Genomic DNA, 22696 nt, shown 5'->3' with positions numbered 1-22696 from the left:
CTCCTTTTACTCTTGCGTTGTCTCAAAAATACTATCCAACAACGTTCGGTTGCGTACTTCAATTTCCTCAATCGTACAGCCATTATGGATCAAGACTTGCCATACTTTACTGGCCTCTTTAGTTGCAAAGGACAGAGCACTTTGCTTGATTTCGATTTCGGTTGCTTCAGGTAAGTTTTCTACAATAGCTCGGTAAGAAAGTGGAATAGTGAAGTGTTTTTCCTGTTCCTCACTACGCATGGCATACGGCGTCGTATCTCGGATTAGTTCTCCCTTATGTAGCACCAAAATACGATCCGCTGTATGCTCCACTTCTTCGATATAGTGAGAAGAATAAACAATAGTCACACCATTTTTCTTTAGTTCATCCACAACTTCCCAAAAATGCTGTCTTGTAGAAGTATCCATAGCAGAAGTTGGTTCATCTAAAAAGAGTATCTTCGGACGCCCGATAAGAGCTAAAACAAAAGAAAGTAACCGTTTTTGTCCACCAGATAATTTACTGGCCAACTGTTCTTTTTGTTTATCCGTAAATTTCAACAGAACATCAATTTCCTGATTGCTCAGACTATTTAGGTAAATACTTTGGAAAAAGTTTAATAGTTCATTTACCTTCAAGTCTGCCACGACTGTGTTTTCTTGTGGCAAAATAGCAACTACCTGTTTCAATTGATTATTTGTCGGCTGCAAACTCTGAATCCTGACCTGTCCACCTGTAAGAAACTTATCGCCCAACAAGCAATCCATTAATGTCGTTTTCCCAGCCCCATTTGGACCAATCAACGCCACACATTCTCCATCGTTAATTGTAAAAGAAATATTTTTCAAAATTTCTTTCCCACGAATCTCTTTGGACAAATCCTTTACTTCAATCAAATTCATCTTTTTCCTCCTTGATAAGTACATACATAAAGACTGAGCAACCAAGATTGCAAAGACACTCCAAAAATAGTGTAAAATACCAGCGGTCCTATCTTGATTGGAAATCCTACTTCCAAAGAACAAGCCGTACAGAATACTCGTTATCAGTCTTCATCAAGATATTACATTATAATGACCAATTCTCATTGATTGCTGAATCACTAAAATATAGAGAGCTGAACATCATTATCATAAGCAACAAAAGAATCAAACATCTTTTTCATAAACCAGCTGCCTTTCCTTTTGATAATTCTATTATATATTTTGTCAAAAATTCCAACTAGATGATTTTGTCATCGTTTCACATGACAAATGTCACAAAAAAGGCGACTCGGTTGAGTCGCCTTTCAATGATTCTTTGATTTTATTCAACACTAAAAAGATATGGATAAACTGGTTGTCCACCTTTATGGATTTCCACTTCTACATCTTCAAATTTTTCAGTAATATCTTGTGCTAATTCATTCGCCAAATCTTCACTTCCATCTTCACCGATGTAAATCGTCACAATTTCGCTGTCTATATCTAACATTTTACTGAATGTTTCATTCAATGTTGTCAACATATCCGGATTAGACACAACAATTTTTCCATCTACCATACCAAGATTATCGTTTTCATGAATTTCCAATCCATCAATCGTTGTATCGCGAACAGCTGTTGTCACACTACCACTTATCACATCCGTAAGAGCAGCCGTCATTCGGTCATGATTTTCCTCAATAGATTTACTTGAATCAAAAGCCAATAGGCTTGTTAAACCTTGCGGAATCGTTCTTGTTTCTATTACTGCAGCAGGTTGTTCAATTACCTCAGCTGCCGATTGTGCCGCCATGAAAATATTCTTATTGTTTGGCAAGATAATGATATGGCGAGCATTGACCTGTTCAACTGCCTTAATAAAATCTTCTGTTGAAGGATTCATCGTTTGACCACCGGAGATGATGTAGTCTACTCCTTGTGCCTTAAAGATTTCTGCCAAACCTTCACCAGCCACAACTGCAATAACAGCATACTCCTTTTCTTCAGCAGTTTGCTTGTTCTCACGCTCTTCCTTTTCAACTTGTGCATCATGTTGATTGCGCATATTATCTACTTTGACTTTGACAAGGCTTCCATATTTTAAGCCTTCCTGCATGACTAAACCTGGATCTTCCGTGTGGACATGAACCTTTACAATTTCGTCATCATTGACGACAAGGAGTGAGTCCCCCAATTCATTCAAATAATTGCGAAATTCATCATAATCAAATTCTTTTACATACGTTGGACCTTTTTTCAAAGCCACCATGATTTCAGTACAATAACCGAATTTGATGTCTTCTGTTGCCACATGACTCGCTACTGACTTATGATGCTCTGCATTAATCATTTCCGTCATTGTTGCAGGCGTTGCCTGAAACTCTTCGGATGCAATGTATTCACCTGTCAACGCTGCCAAAAAGCCTTCATAGATGAACACCAAACCTTGACCACCAGAGTCCACAACTCCCACTTCCTTTAAGACCGGAAGCATATCTGGTGTCTTCGCAAGAGCTATCTTAGCACTCTCAAGAGCTGCCTTCATCACCTCAACAGCATCGTCTGTTTCTTCTGCTTTTTTTCTAGCACCGATTGCAGCCCCGCGAGAAACAGTTAAAATCGTTCCTTCAACAGGCTTCATCACAGCTTTGTAGGCCACTTCAACTCCAGACTGAAAAGCAAGAGCTAAATCTTGTCCTGTTAATTCTTCCTTTTCTTTCACACTCTGAGAGAAACCACGGAAAAGCTGTGAAGTAATAACACCAGAATTCCCACGCGCCCCCATCAAGAGACCTTTAGCAAAAATTCCAGCCACTTCACCAACAGTAGAAGCAGATTTATCTGCAACTTCCTTTGCTCCATTTTCAATGGTCATTCCCATATTGGTACCTGTGTCACCATCCGGCACAGGAAAAACATTTAAAGAATTGACATATTCAGCCTGTTTATTCAAACGAGTAGATGCAGACTGCACCATTTCTTGAAATAAACTAGTAGTAATATTTGACACGATTATTCTCCTACAACTTTAATATTTTGGATATAGACATTTACTGTTTCAGCAGTAATTCCAAGCTGATTCTCAAGACTGAATTTCACACGCTCTTGAATATTTTTAGACACTTCACTTATCTTAGTACCATAGCTCAAAACTGTATACACATCAACAGCAATGCTTCCTTCTTCCGTTGTTTTTACTACAACACCTTTTGCATAATTTTCTTTGCCCAACAAAGCTTGGAAATTATCCTTAATGGCATTTTTACTGGCCATTCCGACTACACCAAAAATTTCAGTTGCCGCTCCGCCAACGATTGTCGCAATAACATCATCTGTCAGCTCGATTTGACCATCTTTTGTATTGATTTTTACAGTCATAATTTCTACCTCAAAAGTATTTTATAGTTTATTTTACCATATTTTACGCGGACTGTACAAGAGAGAGTACATCATTAAAAAGGATTCAATCAATATGGAATGTTTCTTTTACTTATCTTAAAACAAACATATCCGTAATCCGCTTTCTTATGCAAAAGAAAATGAACCTCTCAAAGGTCCATCCTTTCGTTAATTAAACGCGTTCAACTTTGCCAGATTTAAGGGCACGTGCTGAAGCCCAAACTTTCTTAGGTTTACCATCAACTAAGATTGTCACCTTTTGAAGATTTGGTTTCACAGTACGTTTTGTTTGGTTCATTGCGTGAGAGCGGTTGTTTCCTGATACAGTTTTACGACCTGTAAAGTAACATACTTTTGCCATTTATACTTGTCCTCCTGATTAGTTTCACGGGCTTTATACCACATACCGTAAAATTTTATCACAATTTTTAAGATTTTGCAAGACTATTTTTCTTATATTTCAAAATTCAAGTAGATCAATGACTTTCTTAAATTTTAAATATAAATAATTCCTAAGCGACCAAAAGATACATCTCCTTTTACATAAAGAGTCTTATCTTTCTCATTGATATTACGGGGATTCGTCACTGTACCAAAAGCATTATCCACATCTAACTCTACACGCCAATTACTTGGTACATATAATGTAGCATTCCCAAAAGATACATCAATATCAAAAGTTGCAGAGTCTCCTTTAATGATAGCATTGTCAAAATAAACCGTAGCATTCCCAAAAGCACAATCTAGTGTTTCATAAGTAAAATCATCCGAATGGATATAGCGTGTACCACTTCCAAAATTGATGTCTCCATTTATGACACGACGAGCATTTTGACCATGATAAATACCCCAAATTCGTTTTGGTTTGAAAATCAATCCAATACCAATAGAAGCCAAAATCCCTGCTAGGAAAATCGTTCCAGATGAGATGGGCAAAAAATGATAGCTGCTATTTGCAACGATTAAGGAAATAATGGCTAAAATAATCCCGCCAGATAAATTTCCTCTCCAAAAATTTTCAATTGCAAAGTAAGCAAATCCAAGCACAACAAGCATTGGCCAAAAATTGAAATCAATAAGCGGAATACCAAAATTTCCTTGTAGCAGCACCCAGCCGGCTAATACCAAAAGCCCCACTCCAAACAATGTTTTTCTCATAATATTTACCTCATTTCACTTAATTTTTCTTTTAGGAATTGAAAATAATGCCTAGACACATGCACTTGCTTATGGGTATCATAAAAGCGAATACTGCTCGTTCCTGAAAAAGACTTTTCTAATGAATAAATTGCTTTAATATTCGTAATCGTTGATTTAGAAATACGACAGAAATACCGCGGCAAACATTCTTCTAGCTCATACAATTTCAGTTTGACTTCATAAGCATTATTTCGAGCATGCGCAAAAATTTTATTTCCATCCGTTTCAAAGAAGAGGATATCTGCTAAATCAACATAATATTCACTCGTATCTTTGTAAAAAAGTATAGATGGCTTGGCAACTTCTTCCAGAGAACGTTGAATGCGCTCTATCTGTTCATCAAAGCGAGGTGCCTTAATGACAATTTCTGCTTCTTCCAGATTCGAATCTAACTCTACTCGAATTTTCATAAACGCTCCCCTCGCTTTTCTTTATTTTATTATAACAATTGTCACATGAAATTCAAGCGATTTTCAGTAAGTGGTTCATTTGGATAGGTAAGTGGTCGTGAAATCTGAATAACTTACTTGTTTTTCATGAGCTGACCAGATTATAGCCCCTTTTTACGTACTGTATAAACAACAAAAAAGCCTTCAATTCAATGAAGACCTTCAATGATGCCGATTATAGGGCTTGAACCTACGACCTACGCGTTACGAGTGCGTTGCTCTACCAACTGAGCTAAATCGGCGAAATAAACGTATAAATCTATTCTAGCATGCAAATTTGATTTGTCAAGAGGAAAAGAAAAAATAATGAATCCTATACTACATCACAAACAACTCAAGTCAAAAGAAAATCCCGCCAAAGCGAGATTTTCTTTTTTATTTGGTAAGCTTAATTAAGCTTTACCTTCTGAACCGAATACGTCGATACGTTCTTCAACAGCTTCTGTAATTGCTTCGAAACCTGGTTTCAAGAATTTACGTGGGTCAAAGAGTTTCTTCTTATCGTATTCTGCTTCGTTTGCTTCGTATTCAGCAGCAAATTTACGAGTAGCTTTAGCAAAAGCAATTTGACATTCAGTATTTACGTTAACTTTTGCCACACCCAATTTGATAGCTGCTTGGATTTGGTCATCAGGAATACCTGAACCACCATGCAATACGATTGGGAAGCCAGGAACAGCTTCTGTCAATTTTTGCAAGTGATCAAGGTGAAGACCTTTCCAGTTAGCTGGATATGGTCCGTGAATGTTCCCAATACCTGCTGCAAGGAAGTCAATCCCAGTTTCAACCATTGCTTTTGCATCTTCGATTGGAGCCAATTCACCGTCACCGATGATACCGTCTTCTTCGCCACCGATTGTGCCAACTTCAGCTTCCACTGATACTCCATTTGCATGCGCAAATTCAACCACTTTACGAGCTTTTTCAAGGTTTTCTTCAACTGGAAGATGAGAACCATCAAACATAACTGAAGTATAACCAACTTTGATACATTCAAGTGCATCTTCATAATGACCATGGTCAAGGTGAATAGCAACTGGTACAGTAATTCCCATTGATTCTACAAGGCTTTCAATGAGGAGTTTACATACTTTATAACCACCCATATATTTAGCAGCACCCATAGAAGTTTGGATAAGAACTGGAGCTTTTTTAGCTTCTGCTGCACGCAAGATAGCTTGAGTCCACTCAAGGTTGTTTGTATTAAATCCACCAACTGCATAACCATTGTCACGAGCTGCTTGGACAAATTTTTCTGCTGAAACGATTGCCATTAGTATTAGGCCTCCTATTTATTTTTATGGGTTTCCCCACTTACATTGTTTATTTTATCACTTTTCAGGAAAAAATACCAGCATTTCCTAATCTTTTAAGCGTTTTCTCATATAAAACAATTTTCTCATTCTCATATTTCAAAATGGCAAAACAAAAAAACTGACCGAAGCCAGCCTATCTAATGCGGAGAGAGGGACTTGAACCCTCACGACCTAAAGCGGTCACAGGATCCTTAGTCCTGCGCGTCTGCCAATTCCGCCATCCCCGCGATTGAGTACTTTATTAGTATAACAAGATAGAACCACCTTGTCAAGAAATTTTTTTGAAAAAATGGAACTGTCAGTAAACAATCCGAAACATGCATTTTAAGCAGTATCGTTTTAAAACAGCTCTTTTCGTACAAAAAAGAAACTTCTATGAAACTTATCGTTCATAGAAATTTCTTGTACCCGTTTTATTTTACATGATTTTCATAATCATCTTGTGCTTTTTGATTAGACGCTTCTTTTTCTTTCAGCCATTTCTTTTTAGCACTTTCGTATTCTTTAGTCGTCACAATTTTATCTTGTAATTTAACATATTTAAAGTAGTTGCTTGAACCACCTTTAATCCCTACCAGAGAGTAAGAACGACTAAACGGAACAGTCTTTGTCACAGACGGAGTCCCTCCAAGAGAGAGATTAGGCATTGTCAAAGCACTATCAATCAACCACGCTTGTGCTTCAGCATATTTTTCATAACGTTTCGTCTCATTGGTTTCAGCATTTGCTTCCTCAAGCATTGTAGTATAGGTATCCAAACCAACAGCCTTTATCTTAGCATTCTCTTGACCTGGTTCTAAGCCAAAGTTCTGCAAACTACCACCATTTTTAGTATTCAAGGTATCTAGATAAGTGGATGGGTCTTGATAGTCTCCTGACCAACCACCATTGTACAAATCATAATCTTTTTGAGCGGCAGTATTGGCAAAATAACTGATATTGTTCAGTTCATCTGAGCTCATCTGCTGAATATCAATCACAACATTATCGGCTCCTAAGACAGACTCAACAGATTGTTTCATAGAACTTTCCCACTGAACACCGATTTTACTAGTTTGATCAGCTGGTACGTCTAAGTGAATGGGAAATTGAACACCTTTGGCCTGCAATTCTGCTTTTGCCTGAGCAAATTTAGCTTTTGCTTTTTCTGGATTGTAGTAAGCATCTTGCGCATCAGTCAGATTCATATTAGACCATTCTGAACCATAATTTACTAACTTAGAGGATACCACATCGCCAAAAGTCTTATCTCCAATGGAAACAAATGTTGGTGGCACGAGCGTGTTCCGCAACACCTTTGCTGCACCATCTTTCCCATTACTTTGTGCACCGTAAGAAGTGCGGTTATAAGCAAAGTTGATAGCTTGACGAAAGGCTTTGTTTAGTACCGCTTCTTGCGTTGAAGATTTTTGAGCATCTGTTTTCTTAGATGTGTGATTGTAAGACTGACGATTTAAGTTAAAATTGTAATAATAACTAGTTGCATCTTGTAAACTATAGATGATATTGTTGGCATATTGTTTCTTGACAGAAGCAAAACTTGAACTATTTGGATAGAGACGAGCCGCACTATAGGCGCCATCTGTGAAGTTTCGGATAAGCGCTTCTTGGTCTGATCCATCATAATAAGTCAATTTGATATTGTCCAAGTGAACATTCTTTTTATCATAGTAATGAGGATTTTTAGCAAATTCCATAGAGGATTTAGCCGTCAAAGACTTCAGCAGATATGGACCGTTGTAAAGAATGCTACTCGGTTTCACAGAACCAAAATTCTTTCCTTGTGATTTCAAAAAGTCCGAATTCACTGGAAAGAGAATATTATTAGTTGTTTTTGAATTCCAATAAGGTTCCGTACGACTTAAAGTATACTGTACTGTATAATCATCTACAGCTTTCACACCAACTGTTGAAAAATCTTTTGTCTCCCCTTTGATATACGCATCTAATCCTTTGACAGAATCTTGCACAAGGTAAAGGGCTTCAGATTTATTATCTGCAGCATATTTCAAACCTGTCACAAAGTCTTGTGCTTTTACACCTGCGTACTCTTCACCTTCTGATGTGTACCATTTTGCGTCTTTACGTAATTTATAGGTATAGGTCAAACCATCTTTGGAGACTGTCCATGACTTAGCGAGTGCTGGAACTAAGTTTCCGTATCGGTCATTTTCTAATAATCCATCAACTAAATTGGTCACAACATCTGAAGTTGTCGCACGATTAGCCATCAGATAATTCAACGTGTCTGGATCTTGTGTATACACATATGAGTATGTTGACGTATTAGAAGTTGACTTGCCACAACCTGCTAATAAGATTCCAGTGCTTAGCACAACTCCCGTTGCAATAATCCATTTTGATGATTTCATAGATAAACCTCCTCTAATATCACATTTAATTACATCGCATATTATGCCAAAACAGTTTTAAAAAGTAAAAATCATTTTTTAACAAAAAATATTATCCATTTAAATAATAGTCATTTATTGGGTTATACAATCAAAATAGTTTTAATTATGCATAAAGAATCAAAAATTACAAATTCCGCTATCTAGACTAAGTTGAATAAACATTCTTTTTGAGTTGATAAATTGTAAAATATAGTTCAACCAAAAAACTCATAGCGTTTCATTGGTGTAAACTGTAAGTAACCACACAAACAGAACCCGAGGAAAAACTATGAGCTACTCCCATCTTACCATAACCGACCGAATAAAGATAGAAACCTACTTGGAATTAGGTTTAAAACCTTGCCAAATTGCAAGTAAACTTGGCGTCCATAAGTCTACCATTTCAAGAGAGTTAAGACGATGTCAAAATGGTTATTCCGCAGTCTTAGCACAGGAACAGTACGACCACAGGGCTAAGCAAAAAGGTCGGAAGTCTTGTTTAACACCAAAGTTGAAAAAGGAAATTGAGAACGGTTTAAAATCCTCCTGGTCGCCTGAACAGATTTGTGGGCGCTATCAGCTTGAACAAAAGCCAATGGTAGCTTTTAAAACCATCTATAACTGGCTCTATGCTGGTTTGATTGATCTGGATTTAAGCGTCCTCCGTCGTAAAGGAAGAACTCGACAACCCAAAGAAACACGTGGGACATTTAGGATTGGCACGCCGATTGCCAAACGTCCTAAAGAGGTTCGGAATCGTGAAACTTTTGGCCACTGGGAGCTTGATACTGTAGTGTCTTCCAGAGGCAAAAGCAAGGGGTGTTTAGCGACTTTTCTAGAGCGAAAAACTCGTTTTTACTTAGCTTTCAAGATACCAGATAGAACAGCCAAAGCCATGTTTTCAGCCATCGAACAACTTTGTAGGCTATTTCCAAAAGAGACTCTTAAAACCTTCACTTCAGACAGGGGAAAAGAGTTCGCCTGCTATCCTCTAGTAGAGAATTTAGGAATTTCCTTTTTCTTTGCGGACGCCTATTCATCTTGGCAGAGAGGAAGTAATGAAAACGCAAATGGCTTACTAAGAGAATATTTCCCAAAGAAAACAGATTTAGCTGCTATCTCTGATGAGGCTTTGAACAAGGCCTTATATGATATCAATCACCGACCACGAAAATGTTTAGCTTACAGAACGGCTTATGAAGCTCTAGTGGATGAGTTAGAGTAAATGTTGCACTTATTCTTGCAATTTATCAGTTAAAAAAATAAGATACTCTACTTTATTAAAACAGCAACCGCTACCCTCCTTTGACTAAATATTGAACCTATTATACACTTTTTTTATATAAATACAAGATAAATTATGAATTTTTAGAAAATTTTTCAGATATTATATAAAAAAACTCATTTTAAAGTACTTTAAAATGAGTCATTTCTCTTATAAATATAAAATCGCAAGTGTTAGTAAACTAGCTATAAGACCGATTCCCCAGAAAAAGAAATCAACTTTCCATTCGCTCCAAGCTTGACCATGACCTGACAAACCACCTAGTTCAAAATGGTGGTGAACTGGTGTCATCCGAAAAATCCGTTTGCCTCCAGTCAATTTGAAATAAGAAACCTGCATCATAACTGAAGTTGTCTCAAAGACATAGACAATCCCAATGATAAGAAGCGTCCATTCTTGGTGAAGCGCTATCGAAATTGCTGCTAACATACCACCAAGAGCCAAACTTCCTACATCCCCCATAAAAATCTTGGCTGGTTTATGATTGAAAATAAAGAATGCAAGCAGACCACCAATCATACTCAAAATAACAATTAAAATATCTAAACGATGTTGAACTGTCGCAATGACTGCATAAGCTACTAAACTGATTGTAACAGAAATACTGGCCAATCCATCAATGCCATCTGTCAAATTGACTGCGTTGGAAAAGCCAACCAACCAAAAGAGAGTAAAAGCAATATAAAGATAGCCTAAATGAAGTGGGAAACCAAAAACATTGAGTAAATCTCCCCCACCGTGGGTATCAAAAAAGAAGTAAAAAACAATGCCACCGATAATTTGAAGAGCTAGTTTCTGCTTGGGATTTAAACCTTCATTTATTTTACGAAAAACCTTTAAAAAATCATCCAAGAAACCAACGATACCATACAAAACCAGAATAAATAGTACCATCAAGGCAGCACTTGAAAGTTCTTTAGAAATGAGAGCTGTCACAAAACTAGATAACACAGAGGCTACCAAAAACACAGTTCCTCCCATAGTAGGAGTTCCAGCTTTTGCTTGGTGTTGTTTCACATCTTCGTGCATTTGTTGGCCGGAAATATGGGCTTTGTGATAAAAACGAATAAAAGCAGGTATTCCAACTAAAGTTAGAATAAAAGTCACAATACCTGCAATGATAGCTTGTAACATGCTAATCTCCTAATGTAATTGTTATTTCTTTTATTTTTTTAAGCAATGCGTTGGTCCTGACACTTTGAGCTACAACTTTTGAGCCTTTACCTTTGACATGGACTTTTATGCCTAACCAATCACCAAATGTTTCAGCATTTTTCTTCGTCCAACCATACATATCAGGCATTTCTGTAAAATCATCTGTTAGGATAAGAATTTGCTTATTGGACTTCAGCTCTTCATCTGCTTTCGCGGAAACTTTCTTAATATTTTTACCGGTTCCCAAAACAATAGGTTGCACAAGATTGCGTCGTAATTCATCAGCCAAATCACCAGGACTAGTATTCTTAGCGGAGGGCATTTTATAAGTCAATTCTTTTGAAACAGATTTTAGAACAGGAGATTGTGTCGTCAAGTTCAGCGTATCTTTCATCGCTGCAGCCTCTTCCAATACAGGGTTAACAACTTCTTTCCAGAAAATGGGTTGGAAAGATTCTGAAGGTTGCTTCAGAGTTACATACATGATAAAATCGGGATTTTCAGCTGGTGTCATAGCCACAACAGAATAGATGTAATCATTTTCACCTGTTAGATAACCACTACCATTTTCACCTGCAATCTGCGCTGTACCTGATTTAACCGCCACATTTTGGTTAGGCACTCTGATAATTGGACCACCTTCCGCCTTACTATACAAGGTTCCGTAAACAGGATCTGTACCGACAGTTACCATATAATCTCTCGTTGTCTTAGCAGCCTCTTTTGAAACAGGACGCCCAACAATCTCTGTAGAACTCTTGCGTGCACGACCACTTTTTGAATCGTAGATAGCACTAATGAATTTTGGTTCAACCATTACGCCATCATTGGCTATGGAAGAAAAAGCCCGTAACATTTGTACTTGCGTAACTGAAATTCCCTGACCAAAGGCACTCATTGCATAGGTTACGATATTATCTGCCGGAAGACCACCGTAATCTTCATAATTCATTCCAAAACGCGTGGGTAATCCAAATTTAAATTTGCTAAGGTAGTCTAGCCATTTTTCATCTCCCATTTTCTTTTCAAGAGAAGCCATTCCCACATTACTAGAAAGGGCAAAACCTTGGGCATATGTTAGTGTTTGCCCTTCAGAAAGCCCCATATTGACAAGCCAGTCACGAATCGTCACATCTGCAATTTGCAGCCCACTATTATTATAGGTTTCGTTTGCTGGAAAAGTCTTGTTATCTATCGCCGCAGCAAGTGTCATGACTTTCATCGTTGAGCCCGGTTCATATTGATTTTGATAGAGAGCACTGGACCAAGCGAAGTCTTTTGTCAGATCTTGCTTCGTATCAGCATCAAAGCTTGGACGCTGTGTCGTTGCAAGAATCTCCCCAGTTTTTGCACTGACTAATGTGGCACTGGCATAAGTTCCCTTAGCTTTTTCTACAAACGCATTCATCCGCGTTTCAAGGAAAGACTGTAAGTCTGAGGATAAGGTTGTATAAATATCTTTTCCATCTTGTGTTTTCTTTGAAACCTTGTCAGATCCTGGTACTATATTTCCGTTTTTATCTTTTTCATAGGTGATGACTCCATTTGTTCCGGCTAATGTCTTATTTAAAGCAGCTTCTAAACCTGTCGTACCAACAAGCGTTTTGCTACCATCTTTATTTTCTTGAAGTTGCGCTAATCCAATAAACACTGAAGCAAAATTCCCATTTTTATAACTTCTATTTGGACTAGTTGTAAAATCAACTCCTTTTATTTTTGCCTTTTTCAATTCCTCACGAATGGTATTCATATTACTATAACTGATTCCATTTCCTTGGGAACCAAATGAAACTTGCTGTAATTTTTTTCGAGATAATTGCTTTTTGACGTAATCCTTATCCATGCCGAGATGCTTATTAAACACTTCAGCTACTTTGTCATATTGAGATTCTTCTACGTAAAGAATTTCTCCAGTTGCTGACTTATAGTTTTTATCAATAACAGCATAAACATTATAGGAAGTTGCGTCTTCAGCTATTGGAAGACCATTGCGATCATAAATCGTTCCACGCTTTGCGGGTACAATCCTTGTCACCTGATGCACCAGACTTGCTTGTTTAGCCAAGTTCACACCAAACTTTTTTCCAGTTCCAATGATAATTGCAAAATTGATCAAGAAAACAAAAAAGACAAAAACCGTCAAAACGCTTAGGTTTTTCCCCACTCGTCTACGGTTATAGTTAGGATTTCTCCGATTTTTCAAAGCATGGTTTAAAATTTGTCTTTTGAGTCCATTCATGCTTTATTCCGCCGTTCTGATATTTTCATTATTTTGGGTCATTTCCTGTGAACTTGCTAATTTTGACAAACGTTCACTACGAATCAATTCGTTTACTTCTTGTTTAGCATCATCTAGTTCTGTGCGCTTTGCTTCAATTTTTGAATTGACAGTCGTTAAATCACGTTGCACCTGCAATAATTTTGTTTGCATAAAGACAACACTGGTTGCTAAGATAACCGCTGTCAAGACTATCGCTCCATAAAATGCTTTCTCAACACGAGAAAATTTTTGAATTCGTGCCTGAAGTATCTGGCCAGTTGTTCTTGTTCTAGTTGCCATCTCAATCCTCACTTATGTACTTTTTGCGCCACACGCAGCTTAGCTGAATGGGCTCGATTATTTTGATCTAATTCTTCTTGACTTGGTAAAATGGGTTTCCGAGTGACCAACTTCATTTTAGGCTGTAATTCCTCTGGAATAAACGGCAACCCTTTCGGTACTTCTACTGTTGAGGCTACTTTAAAAAGCTGCTTGGTCAAGCGATCCTCCAACGAATGAAACGTAATCACCGAAATACGCCCATCAACCGTCAACAAGTCCATCGCTTGTTGAATGGACTCATCTGCCGCTCCCAACTCATCATTAACTTCGATGCGAATGGCTTGAAAAATCTGTTTAGCAGGGTGCCCCTTTTTTTTCAATTCCTTGGCAGGCTTAGCAGATTTGATAATCTCTGCTAACTCCGTAGTGGTCTCAATCGGTTTCTTTTCACGCATTTGCTCAATTTTCCGAGCAATTTGCTTTGAAAATTTATCTTCTCCATACTTGAAGAAAATCCGCACCAAATCGTGATAGCTGTATTGATTGACTACTGCATAAGCCGTCAACTTTGCATCCTGATTCATCCGCATGTCAAGCGGAGCATCCTGTTTATAGGAAAACCCACGCTTGCGCTCATCCAATTGCGGACTAGAAACCCCTAAATCATAACAAATGCCATCAATTTCTTCAACACCTAGCTCATGCAAACGTTCCTTTAAATGACGAAAATTATCATTAATAAAGGTCACCATTCCTCGCGCTACATAAAGCGCTAAGTGTTTTTGAGCATAATCAATAGCGGTCTGATCTTGATCAAAAGCATATAAATGACCGTTTTTTCCTAATTTACTCAAAAGATATTCGCTATGCCCTGCCCCACCTAATGTCGCATCAACATAGATTCCATCTGGTTTTACATTAAGCTGATCAATGGTTTCGTGTAGAAGAACTGTTACATGATGAAATTCATTTGTCATATCTTTACTATTATACCATAAAGATTTAAAAAATGAATTTCAGAATCATGTAAAGTTTTTTGTCAATTATACTTGACATATTTACTTAGTTTCTTCTATAATAATATAATTATAAAAGTCAGTTATATTTGACATCAAACCAAGGATAAAAGCATGAATCGAGTAAAAGATTTCCGAAAAAAATTAGATCTCTCACAATTGGACCTTGCTAAAAAGATTGGCGTTTCGCGGCAGACAATTAACATGATTGAAAACAACAAATATAACCCAACACTAGAACTTTGCATTAGTTTAGCACTAGCTTTGAAGACAGACCTAAATACACTTTTTTGGAACAAGTAAAAAATAGAAAGACTAAATTCAAATGAATCTTCAACAATACAAAAAAATTATCTTACCTCTTCTAGCTATTCTCTTTATCATTTCCTTCTACTTTTTCTTCACCTTGACAGATCCGATATTGTTTTGGATAGATGTGGCAGTGATTGCTTGCTGCATCTTTCTCGGTCGAAAATTTTTGAAGAAGGATTAGACTTCTTGCGCCTTCCTTCTCGTTTTTTAAGCTGCTTTGTGGTAAAATAAAGTCATTATTCTATGAAGGAAGATAAGAATGTCACGTTTTTTATCAAGATTGTCTCCTGCGAGGCGTATTTTATTGAGTTTTGCCTTCGTTATCGTGGTGGGCTCTCTTCTTTTAGATCTGCCTTTCGTGCAGGTAGCAACTTCTAAAGCCAACTATTTCGACCATCTCTTCACGTCGGTTTCAATGGTCTGTGTGACCGGACTTTTTACGCAGTCTGTTGCAGATACTTACAATATTTGGGGACAGATTATCTGCATGCTTCTTATTCAAATCGGTGGTTTGGGGCTGATTAGCTTCATCGGGCTGATTTACGTCCGCTCCAATCAGAAACTCAGCCTTTCCAATCGGACCACTTTGCAAGAAAGTCTCAGTCAAAACGAAACAAATTCTATACGTGATTTTCTCCGCTCGATTTTTCTAATCACTTTTAGTATAGAAACCCTTGGAGCCTTGATTCTCAGTTTTCGTTTTATCCCTCTTTTAGGCTGGGGAAAGGGCGCTCTAACTTCCATTTTCCTTGCTATTTCTGCTTTTTGTAATGCCGGATTTGATAATTTAGGTAGTAATAGTTTACTAGCCTATCAAACAGATGCTCTGGTTAATTTAACCATTGCTGCTTTAATTATCATGGGTGGTTTAGGTTTTTCAGTTTGGTTCGACCTAAAAACAAATATTCAAACAAATGGTCGAAAAAGAAAACTACGTTTTCATACAAAATTAGTTCTAGCTTTGACTGCCATTATCTTAATAAGCGGAACCTGTTTGACACTCTTAACGGAATATCACAATGCAAACACAATCGGTCGGCTTCCTATGGGAAATAAACTCTTAGTTAGTTTCTTTCAAACCGTCACCATGCGGACAGCTGGATTTGCAACGATTGACTATACTCAAGCTCGTCCGGTGACACTACTTCTTTACATCATTCAAATGTTTCTAGGGGGTGCTCCTGGAGGAACAGCAGGCGGACTGAAAATTACCACTTTCTTAGTTGTATTAGCCTTTGCTCGAACAGAAATTCTTGGTTTGCCTAATACAAATTTCGGACACCATACCTTTTCTCCATCCACCATTCAAAAAGCTTTCAGTGTTTTGATTGTCTTTACGACAACCTTTATTTTAGGACTGACATTCTTAACATTGACTGCAGATAATGGGCATCGGTTCATCTATTTAATGTTTGAAGCGATGTCTGCTCTTGGAACGGTGGGAGTGACTGCAAATTTAACACCTACTTTAAATCATGCAGCTTTAACAGTTATCATGTTTTTGATGTTTATCGGACGGATTGGACCGTTGACATTAATTGTCAGTCTCTCCAATCGAAAACCAAATAAAAAAGAAGCGATTAAGTTTGCCAATGCAAATATTATCGTTGGATAGGAAGGAATTTCATGGATAAACGAACAATTGGTATACTAGGGCTAGGAGTTTTTGGTCGCAGTATCATTAACACACTTTGCAAATACAACTGCGATATTATTGCAGTTGACGATCATGATGATGTCATCAATCATTTTGAACCAGTTTTGGCACGTGGAGTCGTAGGAGACATTACAGACTATGATTTGCTACAGGCAGCAGGAATTGATACCTGTGATACTGTAGTGGTCGCTACTGGGGATAATCTAGAATCCAGCGTCCTTGCCGTCATGCACTGTAAATCTTTAGGCGTTGAAAAAGTGATTGCTAAGGTAAAAAGCAAGACAACCCGAAAAGTGTTGCTAAAAGTTGGAGCTGATCGCTGCATCTCCCCTGAACGTGAAACTGGGATTTCACTTGCTAAAAATATCTTGCACCAAGCCACTACTGATGTGATTGAATTAGACAAAAATGTAGCCATTGTTGAATTTTATCCACCTCAATCCTGGATTGGTAAAAATTTAGCACAATTGAAACTTCGTCAAAACTATAATCTGAATATTATCGGTTTTCGAGAAAATCCTGATGGTGTACTTAATATTGATACACCACCTAGCTACATTTTTAAAGATAAAGAACTGTTAATGGCTGTCGTTGATAGTCAAACATTTGATCATTTTGAGGATATTACCAAATAGCCAAAAATCGCTGAGAATATTTCTCAGCGATTTTTATATCATTTCTGTTACGAATTTGGATCATCCAAACTTCTACCGTGCAGGCCTTTTTCTCGTTGGACTTGACGGAGCTTTTCTGGCGTGATGTCATTTCCTGCTTCATCTACAATCTTGATTCCTTCGATGTGGTGACGAACGCTACGACGATACCCTTCGATATATTCTTCCCGCAACTTAGCTTGCTCTACTTTCTCTTCGGGTGTTAAGCCAGCTGTTTTCTTTTTCTTGGCAAGCTCATTGATTCGTGCAATTTTCTTCGGTTCCATAAGATTCACCTCTTATCATTTTGTATTGATTTGATTAAACTGTGCTACCTTTTTAGCCTTTGTCATTAAAACGACTAAAAGCGCCAAACGATTTGCTCGGATTGCTTCATCTTCTGCCATGACCATAGTGTTATCAAAAAATGCATCAATGACCGGACTTAAAGCAAATAATTGTTCAATATTATCCGCCAAGTCATCAGATAAAGTCAAGCGCTCGATTGCTGTATGAAGTTCTTTTTCCTCTTCATTTTCAAACAGACTTTCATCCACAACACTCACTGCTTCTGCTTTTTCTGCCAAATTAAAGACACGTGCCAAACTTTCAACTGCTGGTTTGAAAGAATCTTCTTGTGCTTTTTCTGCTAGAAGGGCCGCCACCTCGACCAAATCACGTACAACAAACGTCGAGCTGTTGAGCACAGCTGTTACGATATCTTTCGGAATATCATTATCCATCATTTTTTCAATACGCGCACGGAAGAAATCAAGTACCTGCTCTTTGTTACTATATGTGAGACTATCAAACTGCAGCGCATAGAGCTGTTCTATCAATTCATCTAAGGCAATATGCCAACCAAATTTATCCAAAATGCGCACAACACCTTGTGTTGCCCTACGAAGAGCATAAGGGTCATTTGAACCGCTTGGAATGAGTCCGACTGAGAAGAACGAAAGAATCGTGTCTATCTTGTCTGCAATGGCTAAAATAGCACCAACTTTCGTATCTGGCAATTCACCGTCACTGGCAGTTGGTAAATAATGCTCTCGAATAGCTCTAGCTACTGCTGTGTTTTCTCCTGCAAGTAGAGCATATTTTTCTCCCATGATACCTTGCAATTCATCAAATTCTCCAACCATACCGGTCAATAAATCAAATTTGTAAATAGATGCGGCACGGGCTACATCTTTTGCTTCCCGAGTAGATAAGTGTGCTTTTTCTGCTAAAAGAGCTGCGATCTTTGCTGTTCGTTCCATGTGCTCCGCTAATGAGCCAATTTTTTCATGGAAAGTTACATTTTTCAACTTGTCAACCAAGTCAGAAATAATCAATCGTTGATCTTCACGCCAGAAAAATTCTGCATCTTCTAACCGAGCCACTAAAACTTTCTGATTTCCTTTAACGACATTTTCGAGGTGTTCTGCATTTCCGTTGCGTACCGATACGAAATATGGAAGAAGCTTGCCATTTTCATTGCGAACAACAAAATAACGTTGATTAACCTTCATAGACGTAACAAGGACTTCTTCTGGCACATCTAAGTAACGATCGTCAAAACGCCCAATAAAGGCGGTTGGATACTCAATCAAGTTCAACACTTCATCTAACAAATTTTCATCAATTTCCACATGAACATTGTGCATTCTCTCAATTTCTTTGATTTGATCCAAAATCATGTTTTCCCGTTCCATTGGACTCGCAATGACAAAAACTTCGCGCAGATCTTCTTCATAAGAATCTGCAGACTGAATCTTCACTTCATGACCTAGAAAACGATGGCCTCGACTTGTCCGTCCACTTTCAATATCAAACAAATTCATCAAAAAAGATTCGTCATCCAATAACACGGTGAGGGTATGAACAGGGCGAATATATTCAAATGTATGACTACCCCAGTGCATATTTACAGGAAAAGTTAATGATTTCAATACATCCACAATACCGTCAATCAATTCCTCAACGGGTTTTCCGATTTCTTGTTTGGTGACATAGACATATTCCTCACCTTTTACTTCACGAAATGTGATATCTTCAACCGTCAAGCCTTTTCCACGAACAAAGCCTTGCGCAGCTTTCGTAAAATGACCATCTGCATCCAAAGCAATTTTCTTACTTGGTCCTTTGAAGTCTTCTGTCAGGTCTGTTTGCTTTTCACTTAGATTGGACACACGTACAGCCAAGCGACGAGGAGTGGAAAACATTTCAATCTTATCGAATGTCAAACGATTGTCTGTTAAAAAGGCTGCCATTTTATCACGCAATTGTTTCATGCTTGGTGTTACAACATAAGCAGGCATTTCTTCAAGCCCTAACTCAACCAATAAATTCTTCGTCATTTTTATTCCTCCTCAGCCAATAATTTCTCACGTGTTGCTTCGTCTAACAACGGATAGCTTAGCCGTTTGCGCTCAGCCACAAAGGTTTTAGCAACAATACGTGCTAAATTACGAATCCGAGCAATGTAACCCGCTCGCTCTGTCACAGAAACAGCTCCGCGAGCATCCAATAAATTAAAGGTGTGAGAACATTTCAATACATAATCATAAGCAGGGTGCACAAGATTATATTCCAAGCAGCGTTTTGCTTCTGCTTCAAAATGATCAAAATTTTCTAAAAGCAAGGCTTGGTCGCTCACTTCAAAACTGTATTTTGAATGTTCAAATTCTGGCTGACGGAAAATTTCTCCGTACTTAACTCCATCTGCCCACTCAATATCATAAACGGAATCCACCTCTTGGATATAGGACGCTAGCCGCTCCAAACCGTAAGTTACTTCTGAGGTAACTGGATCAGTAGACAAACCACCGACCTGTTGGAAATAAGTAAACTGCGTGATTTCCATCCCATCAAGCCATACTTCCCAACCCAAACCTGCAGAACCAGTCGAAGGATTTTCCCAATTATCCTCTACAAAACGAATATCATGCTCCAACGGGTTAATCCCCAGCAATTCTAACGACTGCAAATACAACTCTTGAATGTTGCTTGGGCTTGGTTTCATTACAACTTGAAACTGATGATGTTGGTAGAGGCGATTCGGATTTTCGCCGTAACGCCCATCTGCTGGACGTCGCGAAGGTTCGACATAAGCCGCATTCCATGGCTCAGGTCCAATGGCACGAAGAAAAGTATATGGGCTCATGGTTCCAGCACCTTTTTCATTATCATAGGCCTGCATGAGCATACAGCCCTGTTCATTCCAAAACTGCTGCAACGTTAAAATAATTTCCTGAAAGGTTAATTTTTTAGACATTTATAACTCCTTATCCCTTATCATCAAAAAAAGTAGAACTGCATCGATACGACACCCTATACAGCTTTGCATAGGGGCGTCAAAACGCGGTTCCACCCTAGTTTATTACTTCATTGTTAATATAGCCTTAAGATAACATCAAGGACTAAAATTTACCGAAAGCGCCCGTTCATACTTTATTTCACCCGACTTCCACTATCTCAGGCTCGCTTGAGAAATGCCATAAGACTTTCTTTCTGACTAGTATTATAGCAAAAAAGGGCAATCTTGTCCAGACTTACTCCAACTTCATAGAATTAAAAACATACATAAAGAAATCTTGACTGACCTCAAAATGCCCGTAGCGTAGCTAGCTGGCATAGTTTTTCCAGTCTGGGTGCTGCCTGGCAGTTCCAATCGGACAAGGCCGGACAGATTTGTAATACTCAACATCCCGCCTGAAAGGGATAAAATCTGGTGCCATTTCAAATTGATAAACCTCGTCACCTGTCATTTTACCCACAGCTGTGAAAGCCTGCAGTTTTTGATCAGAATCAAGATCAATTTTAGGACTGTAGTAGAGTAGGTAATCGCCTTTTTTCATGCGTTTTAAAGGACCGCCCTTCCCATGACAAACCTGGCAAAAACCACCAGTAACACCACGTTTAACATGATTTTCTGAAACAACACCAACCCAGAACTTAACCATCGTTTTCCTCCAATTTTAGTAAAAGCCGATTAAAATCTGACACCTGACTGCCCAGCTGGCCAAAGTAGGTTTGGTCAATTGCCTCAACGAGAGGCAAAGCCTCCTCGCAAAGGAGAGATAGTTGATAAATTTGTTTCACTCCAGATATCCTGGTAATTTGTAAATCTAGTCTTAGGTACTTTTTTCATCTTTTATTCACCAATCGCCCATTCTTTTGACAGTAAATTTGGAATTTCATCTGGTTTCACAGGAACATAATTTGGTTGTATAGTCCGACTAAATTTAGGCCGCTGAAATATCTCTTTACTTAATTGTATCAATTTATCATGTTGAAGGATTCTCTCACTAATTTGTTTAGATAGAAAATAATGTTCAGTGTAGGCAAATAAAACATAATTCAAAAATTTTTTCACTTTGTTTGAATTCTCACTATTAAATTGATGCCTGAGACTCCTATATTTTTTATTTTTCTTGTGATAAAAGGTTAAAACAAGTGTTTGTTTTTTTAACGGGAATATAACTAAATGTAACCCTTCCATTCTCACATCAGGAGAAAAATCATAAATGTCATTTACTGGATATCCATACATATCGGACTTTAATGTAACTGAAACTTGAGTTGCAATCGGGACAACATATGGAAGCAACTCTTTATATATAATTTGATATGCCCCTTTTGAATTATCTATGATTTCTTTTTTATGAAGTTCTATATCAAAATGAAAATCTCTTAAATCTAAATCATGTTGCTCCATTAACATGTCAATTCCAAAGATCCTATCTTCCATTTGCTTATATAGTTCCTTCTCCTGACTCCTTTTAGCAACATTTAATAATTCATCTTTTAAAGCAATTTCAGCTAACATTTTATCTGTTATGTCACCCAATAAAGATTCTTCGGACTCATAATCTTTAAAGAAAGTATTATCACAATTATCACATATGTATTTAAAAGTTCCGGAATTATTTATTCCTTTTTCTATATCAAAAAAATCAATATCTTCAAACGACATAAGCATTGTAGATTGGACTATTTTCCCGTTCTCAGCAAGATTTTTTAGGACAAACTGAGGTACTGAATGTGAATTGCAAAGATTCGTAATTTCTTTATCACAAAGCAGACATCTTTTAGGCCTTGATCTTTTTCTTGCCTCATAAATACGTTTAGATAACTCTTTTTTAAATTCAATATTAACTATACTAATCACTCCCCTTTTTCATAAATTAGAAATCAAAATATTATTTTTAATTTTAGTCATTATAAAATAACTTAACTGCTTGGTAATGATTTCTTCTTCCATTTTATCTCCTGAGTTCTTAACCAGCATTGTTTGATAAATACACTTCACATTATATCAGTTATTATATAATCCATAAAGTTTTTATGCAATAAAATTCTCTGGATATTCCTAAAAATTCATTTTTTTGT

At 37.6% G+C, this 22696-nt stretch carries 20 protein-coding genes, 2 tRNA genes and 2 pseudogenes; 4 read left to right on the top strand and 20 right to left on the bottom strand.

The window, feature by feature from the left end; all coding sequences use genetic code 11:
• Positions 1–6 precede the first annotated feature (6 nt).
• The 10 genes from SCSC_RS01795 to SCSC_RS01750 all read right to left on the bottom strand — a co-directional run bounded on the left by SCSC_RS01795 (position 7) and on the right by SCSC_RS01750 (position 8679).
• Positions 7–882 (bottom strand): ABC transporter ATP-binding protein, encoded by an 876-nt coding sequence (locus SCSC_RS01795; RefSeq protein ID WP_006270055.1) that lies wholly within the window; start codon positions 880–882, stop codon positions 7–9.
• Between the two features lie 403 nt (positions 883–1285).
• Positions 1286–2953, bottom strand: coding sequence for a DAK2 domain-containing protein (locus tag SCSC_RS01790; RefSeq protein ID WP_006270062.1), 1668 nt, complete (start codon positions 2951–2953; stop codon positions 1286–1288).
• 2 nt (positions 2954–2955) lie between these two features.
• Positions 2956–3321, bottom strand: coding sequence for an Asp23/Gls24 family envelope stress response protein (locus SCSC_RS01785; protein WP_003025907.1), 366 nt, complete (start codon positions 3319–3321; stop codon positions 2956–2958).
• Positions 3322–3514: 193 nt separating this feature from the next.
• Positions 3515–3703: a 50S ribosomal protein L28 gene (gene rpmB / locus SCSC_RS01780; protein ID WP_003025909.1), complete on the bottom strand. Its 189-nt coding sequence runs from the start codon at positions 3701–3703 to the stop codon at positions 3515–3517.
• Between the two features lie 134 nt (positions 3704–3837).
• Positions 3838–4500 carry a LiaF transmembrane domain-containing protein gene (locus SCSC_RS01775; RefSeq protein WP_006270081.1) on the bottom strand — a complete coding sequence of 221 codons (663 nt, stop codon included), beginning with the start codon at positions 4498–4500 and terminating at the stop codon, positions 3838–3840.
• A gap of 5 nt (positions 4501–4505) precedes the next feature.
• Positions 4506–4952, bottom strand: coding sequence for a LytTR family DNA-binding domain-containing protein (locus SCSC_RS01770; protein WP_003025913.1), 447 nt, complete (start codon positions 4950–4952; stop codon positions 4506–4508).
• 208 nt (positions 4953–5160) lie between these two features.
• Positions 5161–5233, bottom strand: a tRNA-Thr gene (locus SCSC_RS01765).
• 150 nt (positions 5234–5383) lie between these two features.
• Positions 5384–6265, bottom strand: a complete 882-nt coding sequence (locus tag SCSC_RS01760; RefSeq protein ID WP_003070319.1) for a class II fructose-bisphosphate aldolase — start codon at positions 6263–6265, stop codon at positions 5384–5386.
• Between the two features lie 183 nt (positions 6266–6448).
• Positions 6449–6534: transfer RNA gene (locus tag SCSC_RS01755), tRNA-Leu, on the bottom strand.
• Between the two features lie 186 nt (positions 6535–6720).
• Entirely contained in the window at positions 6721–8679 is a 1959-nt protein-coding gene (locus SCSC_RS01750; protein WP_006270051.1) for a peptide ABC transporter substrate-binding protein, read from the bottom strand.
• A 310-nt stretch (positions 8680–8989) separates the two neighbouring features.
• Here SCSC_RS01750 and SCSC_RS01745 point away from each other — a divergent pair, with 310 nt between their 5' ends.
• Positions 8990–9925, top strand: a complete 936-nt coding sequence (locus SCSC_RS01745) for an IS30 family transposase (protein WP_006269888.1) — start codon at positions 8990–8992, stop codon at positions 9923–9925.
• 210 nt (positions 9926–10135) lie between these two features.
• On the opposite strand, the gene mraY is transcribed toward SCSC_RS01745, so the two are convergent.
• The 4 genes from mraY to rsmH are packed head-to-tail and all read right to left on the bottom strand — an operon-like array spanning position 10136 to position 14659.
• Positions 10136–11119, bottom strand: a complete 984-nt coding sequence (gene mraY / locus SCSC_RS01740) for a phospho-N-acetylmuramoyl-pentapeptide-transferase (RefSeq protein ID WP_006270115.1) — start codon at positions 11117–11119, stop codon at positions 10136–10138.
• A 1-nt stretch (position 11120) separates the two neighbouring features.
• A complete protein-coding gene (gene pbp2x / locus SCSC_RS01735; RefSeq protein WP_006270111.1) occupies positions 11121–13379 on the bottom strand; it encodes a penicillin-binding protein PBP2X in 2259 nt (752 codons plus the stop codon).
• A gap of 3 nt (positions 13380–13382) precedes the next feature.
• Positions 13383–13700 (bottom strand): cell division protein FtsL, encoded by a 318-nt coding sequence (gene ftsL / locus SCSC_RS01730; protein ID WP_003070323.1) that lies wholly within the window; start codon positions 13698–13700, stop codon positions 13383–13385.
• A gap of 8 nt (positions 13701–13708) precedes the next feature.
• Positions 13709–14659: a 16S rRNA (cytosine(1402)-N(4))-methyltransferase RsmH gene (gene rsmH / locus SCSC_RS01725; protein WP_006270105.1), complete on the bottom strand. Its 951-nt coding sequence runs from the start codon at positions 14657–14659 to the stop codon at positions 13709–13711.
• A gap of 153 nt (positions 14660–14812) precedes the next feature.
• On the opposite strand from rsmH, the gene SCSC_RS01720 reads away from it, so the two are divergent.
• The 3 genes from SCSC_RS01720 to SCSC_RS01710 all read left to right on the top strand — a co-directional run bounded on the left by SCSC_RS01720 (position 14813) and on the right by SCSC_RS01710 (position 17302).
• On the top strand, positions 14813–15001 hold the full coding sequence (locus SCSC_RS01720; RefSeq protein ID WP_003070327.1) for a helix-turn-helix transcriptional regulator: 189 nt from the start codon (positions 14813–14815) through the stop codon (positions 14999–15001).
• Between the two features lie 268 nt (positions 15002–15269).
• On the top strand, positions 15270–16625 hold the full coding sequence (locus SCSC_RS01715; protein WP_003070328.1) for a TrkH family potassium uptake protein: 1356 nt from the start codon (positions 15270–15272) through the stop codon (positions 16623–16625).
• 11 nt (positions 16626–16636) lie between these two features.
• Entirely contained in the window at positions 16637–17302 is a 666-nt protein-coding gene (locus tag SCSC_RS01710) for a potassium channel family protein (RefSeq protein ID WP_006270110.1), read from the top strand.
• A gap of 47 nt (positions 17303–17349) precedes the next feature.
• On the opposite strand, the gene SCSC_RS01705 is transcribed toward SCSC_RS01710, so the two are convergent.
• The 6 genes and pseudogenes from SCSC_RS01705 to SCSC_RS01680 form a co-directional block, all read right to left on the bottom strand.
• Complete coding sequence (locus tag SCSC_RS01705; protein ID WP_022524689.1) at positions 17350–17607, bottom strand: DUF896 family protein; 258 nt, start codon at positions 17605–17607, stop codon at positions 17350–17352.
• Between the two features lie 15 nt (positions 17608–17622).
• Positions 17623–19662: a glycine--tRNA ligase subunit beta gene (glyS, locus tag SCSC_RS01700; RefSeq protein ID WP_006270104.1), complete on the bottom strand. Its 2040-nt coding sequence runs from the start codon at positions 19660–19662 to the stop codon at positions 17623–17625.
• A gap of 2 nt (positions 19663–19664) precedes the next feature.
• The gene (glyQ, locus tag SCSC_RS01695) at positions 19665–20579 is read right to left on the bottom strand and encodes a glycine--tRNA ligase subunit alpha (protein WP_006270107.1); all 915 of its coding nucleotides are present in this window, start codon (positions 20577–20579) and stop codon (positions 19665–19667) included.
• A gap of 277 nt (positions 20580–20856) precedes the next feature.
• Positions 20857–21267: pseudogene (locus SCSC_RS01690) on the bottom strand (EVE domain-containing protein).
• Positions 21260–21370: pseudogene (locus SCSC_RS01685) on the bottom strand (MarR family transcriptional regulator); the annotation flags it as partial. The pseudogenes SCSC_RS01685 and SCSC_RS01690, both read right to left, overlap by 8 nt.
• Before the next feature lie 88 nt (positions 21371–21458).
• A complete protein-coding gene (locus SCSC_RS01680) occupies positions 21459–22475 on the bottom strand; it encodes a hypothetical protein (protein WP_006270113.1) in 1017 nt (338 codons plus the stop codon).
• Positions 22476–22696 lie beyond the last annotated feature (221 nt).

Source organism: Streptococcus constellatus subsp. constellatus (assembly GCF_023167545.1).
Classification (GTDB): Bacteria; Bacillota; Bacilli; order Lactobacillales; family Streptococcaceae; genus Streptococcus; species Streptococcus constellatus.
The sequence above is the reverse complement of the archived record's forward strand: the minus strand, read 5'-3'. Positions and strand labels throughout refer to the sequence as shown.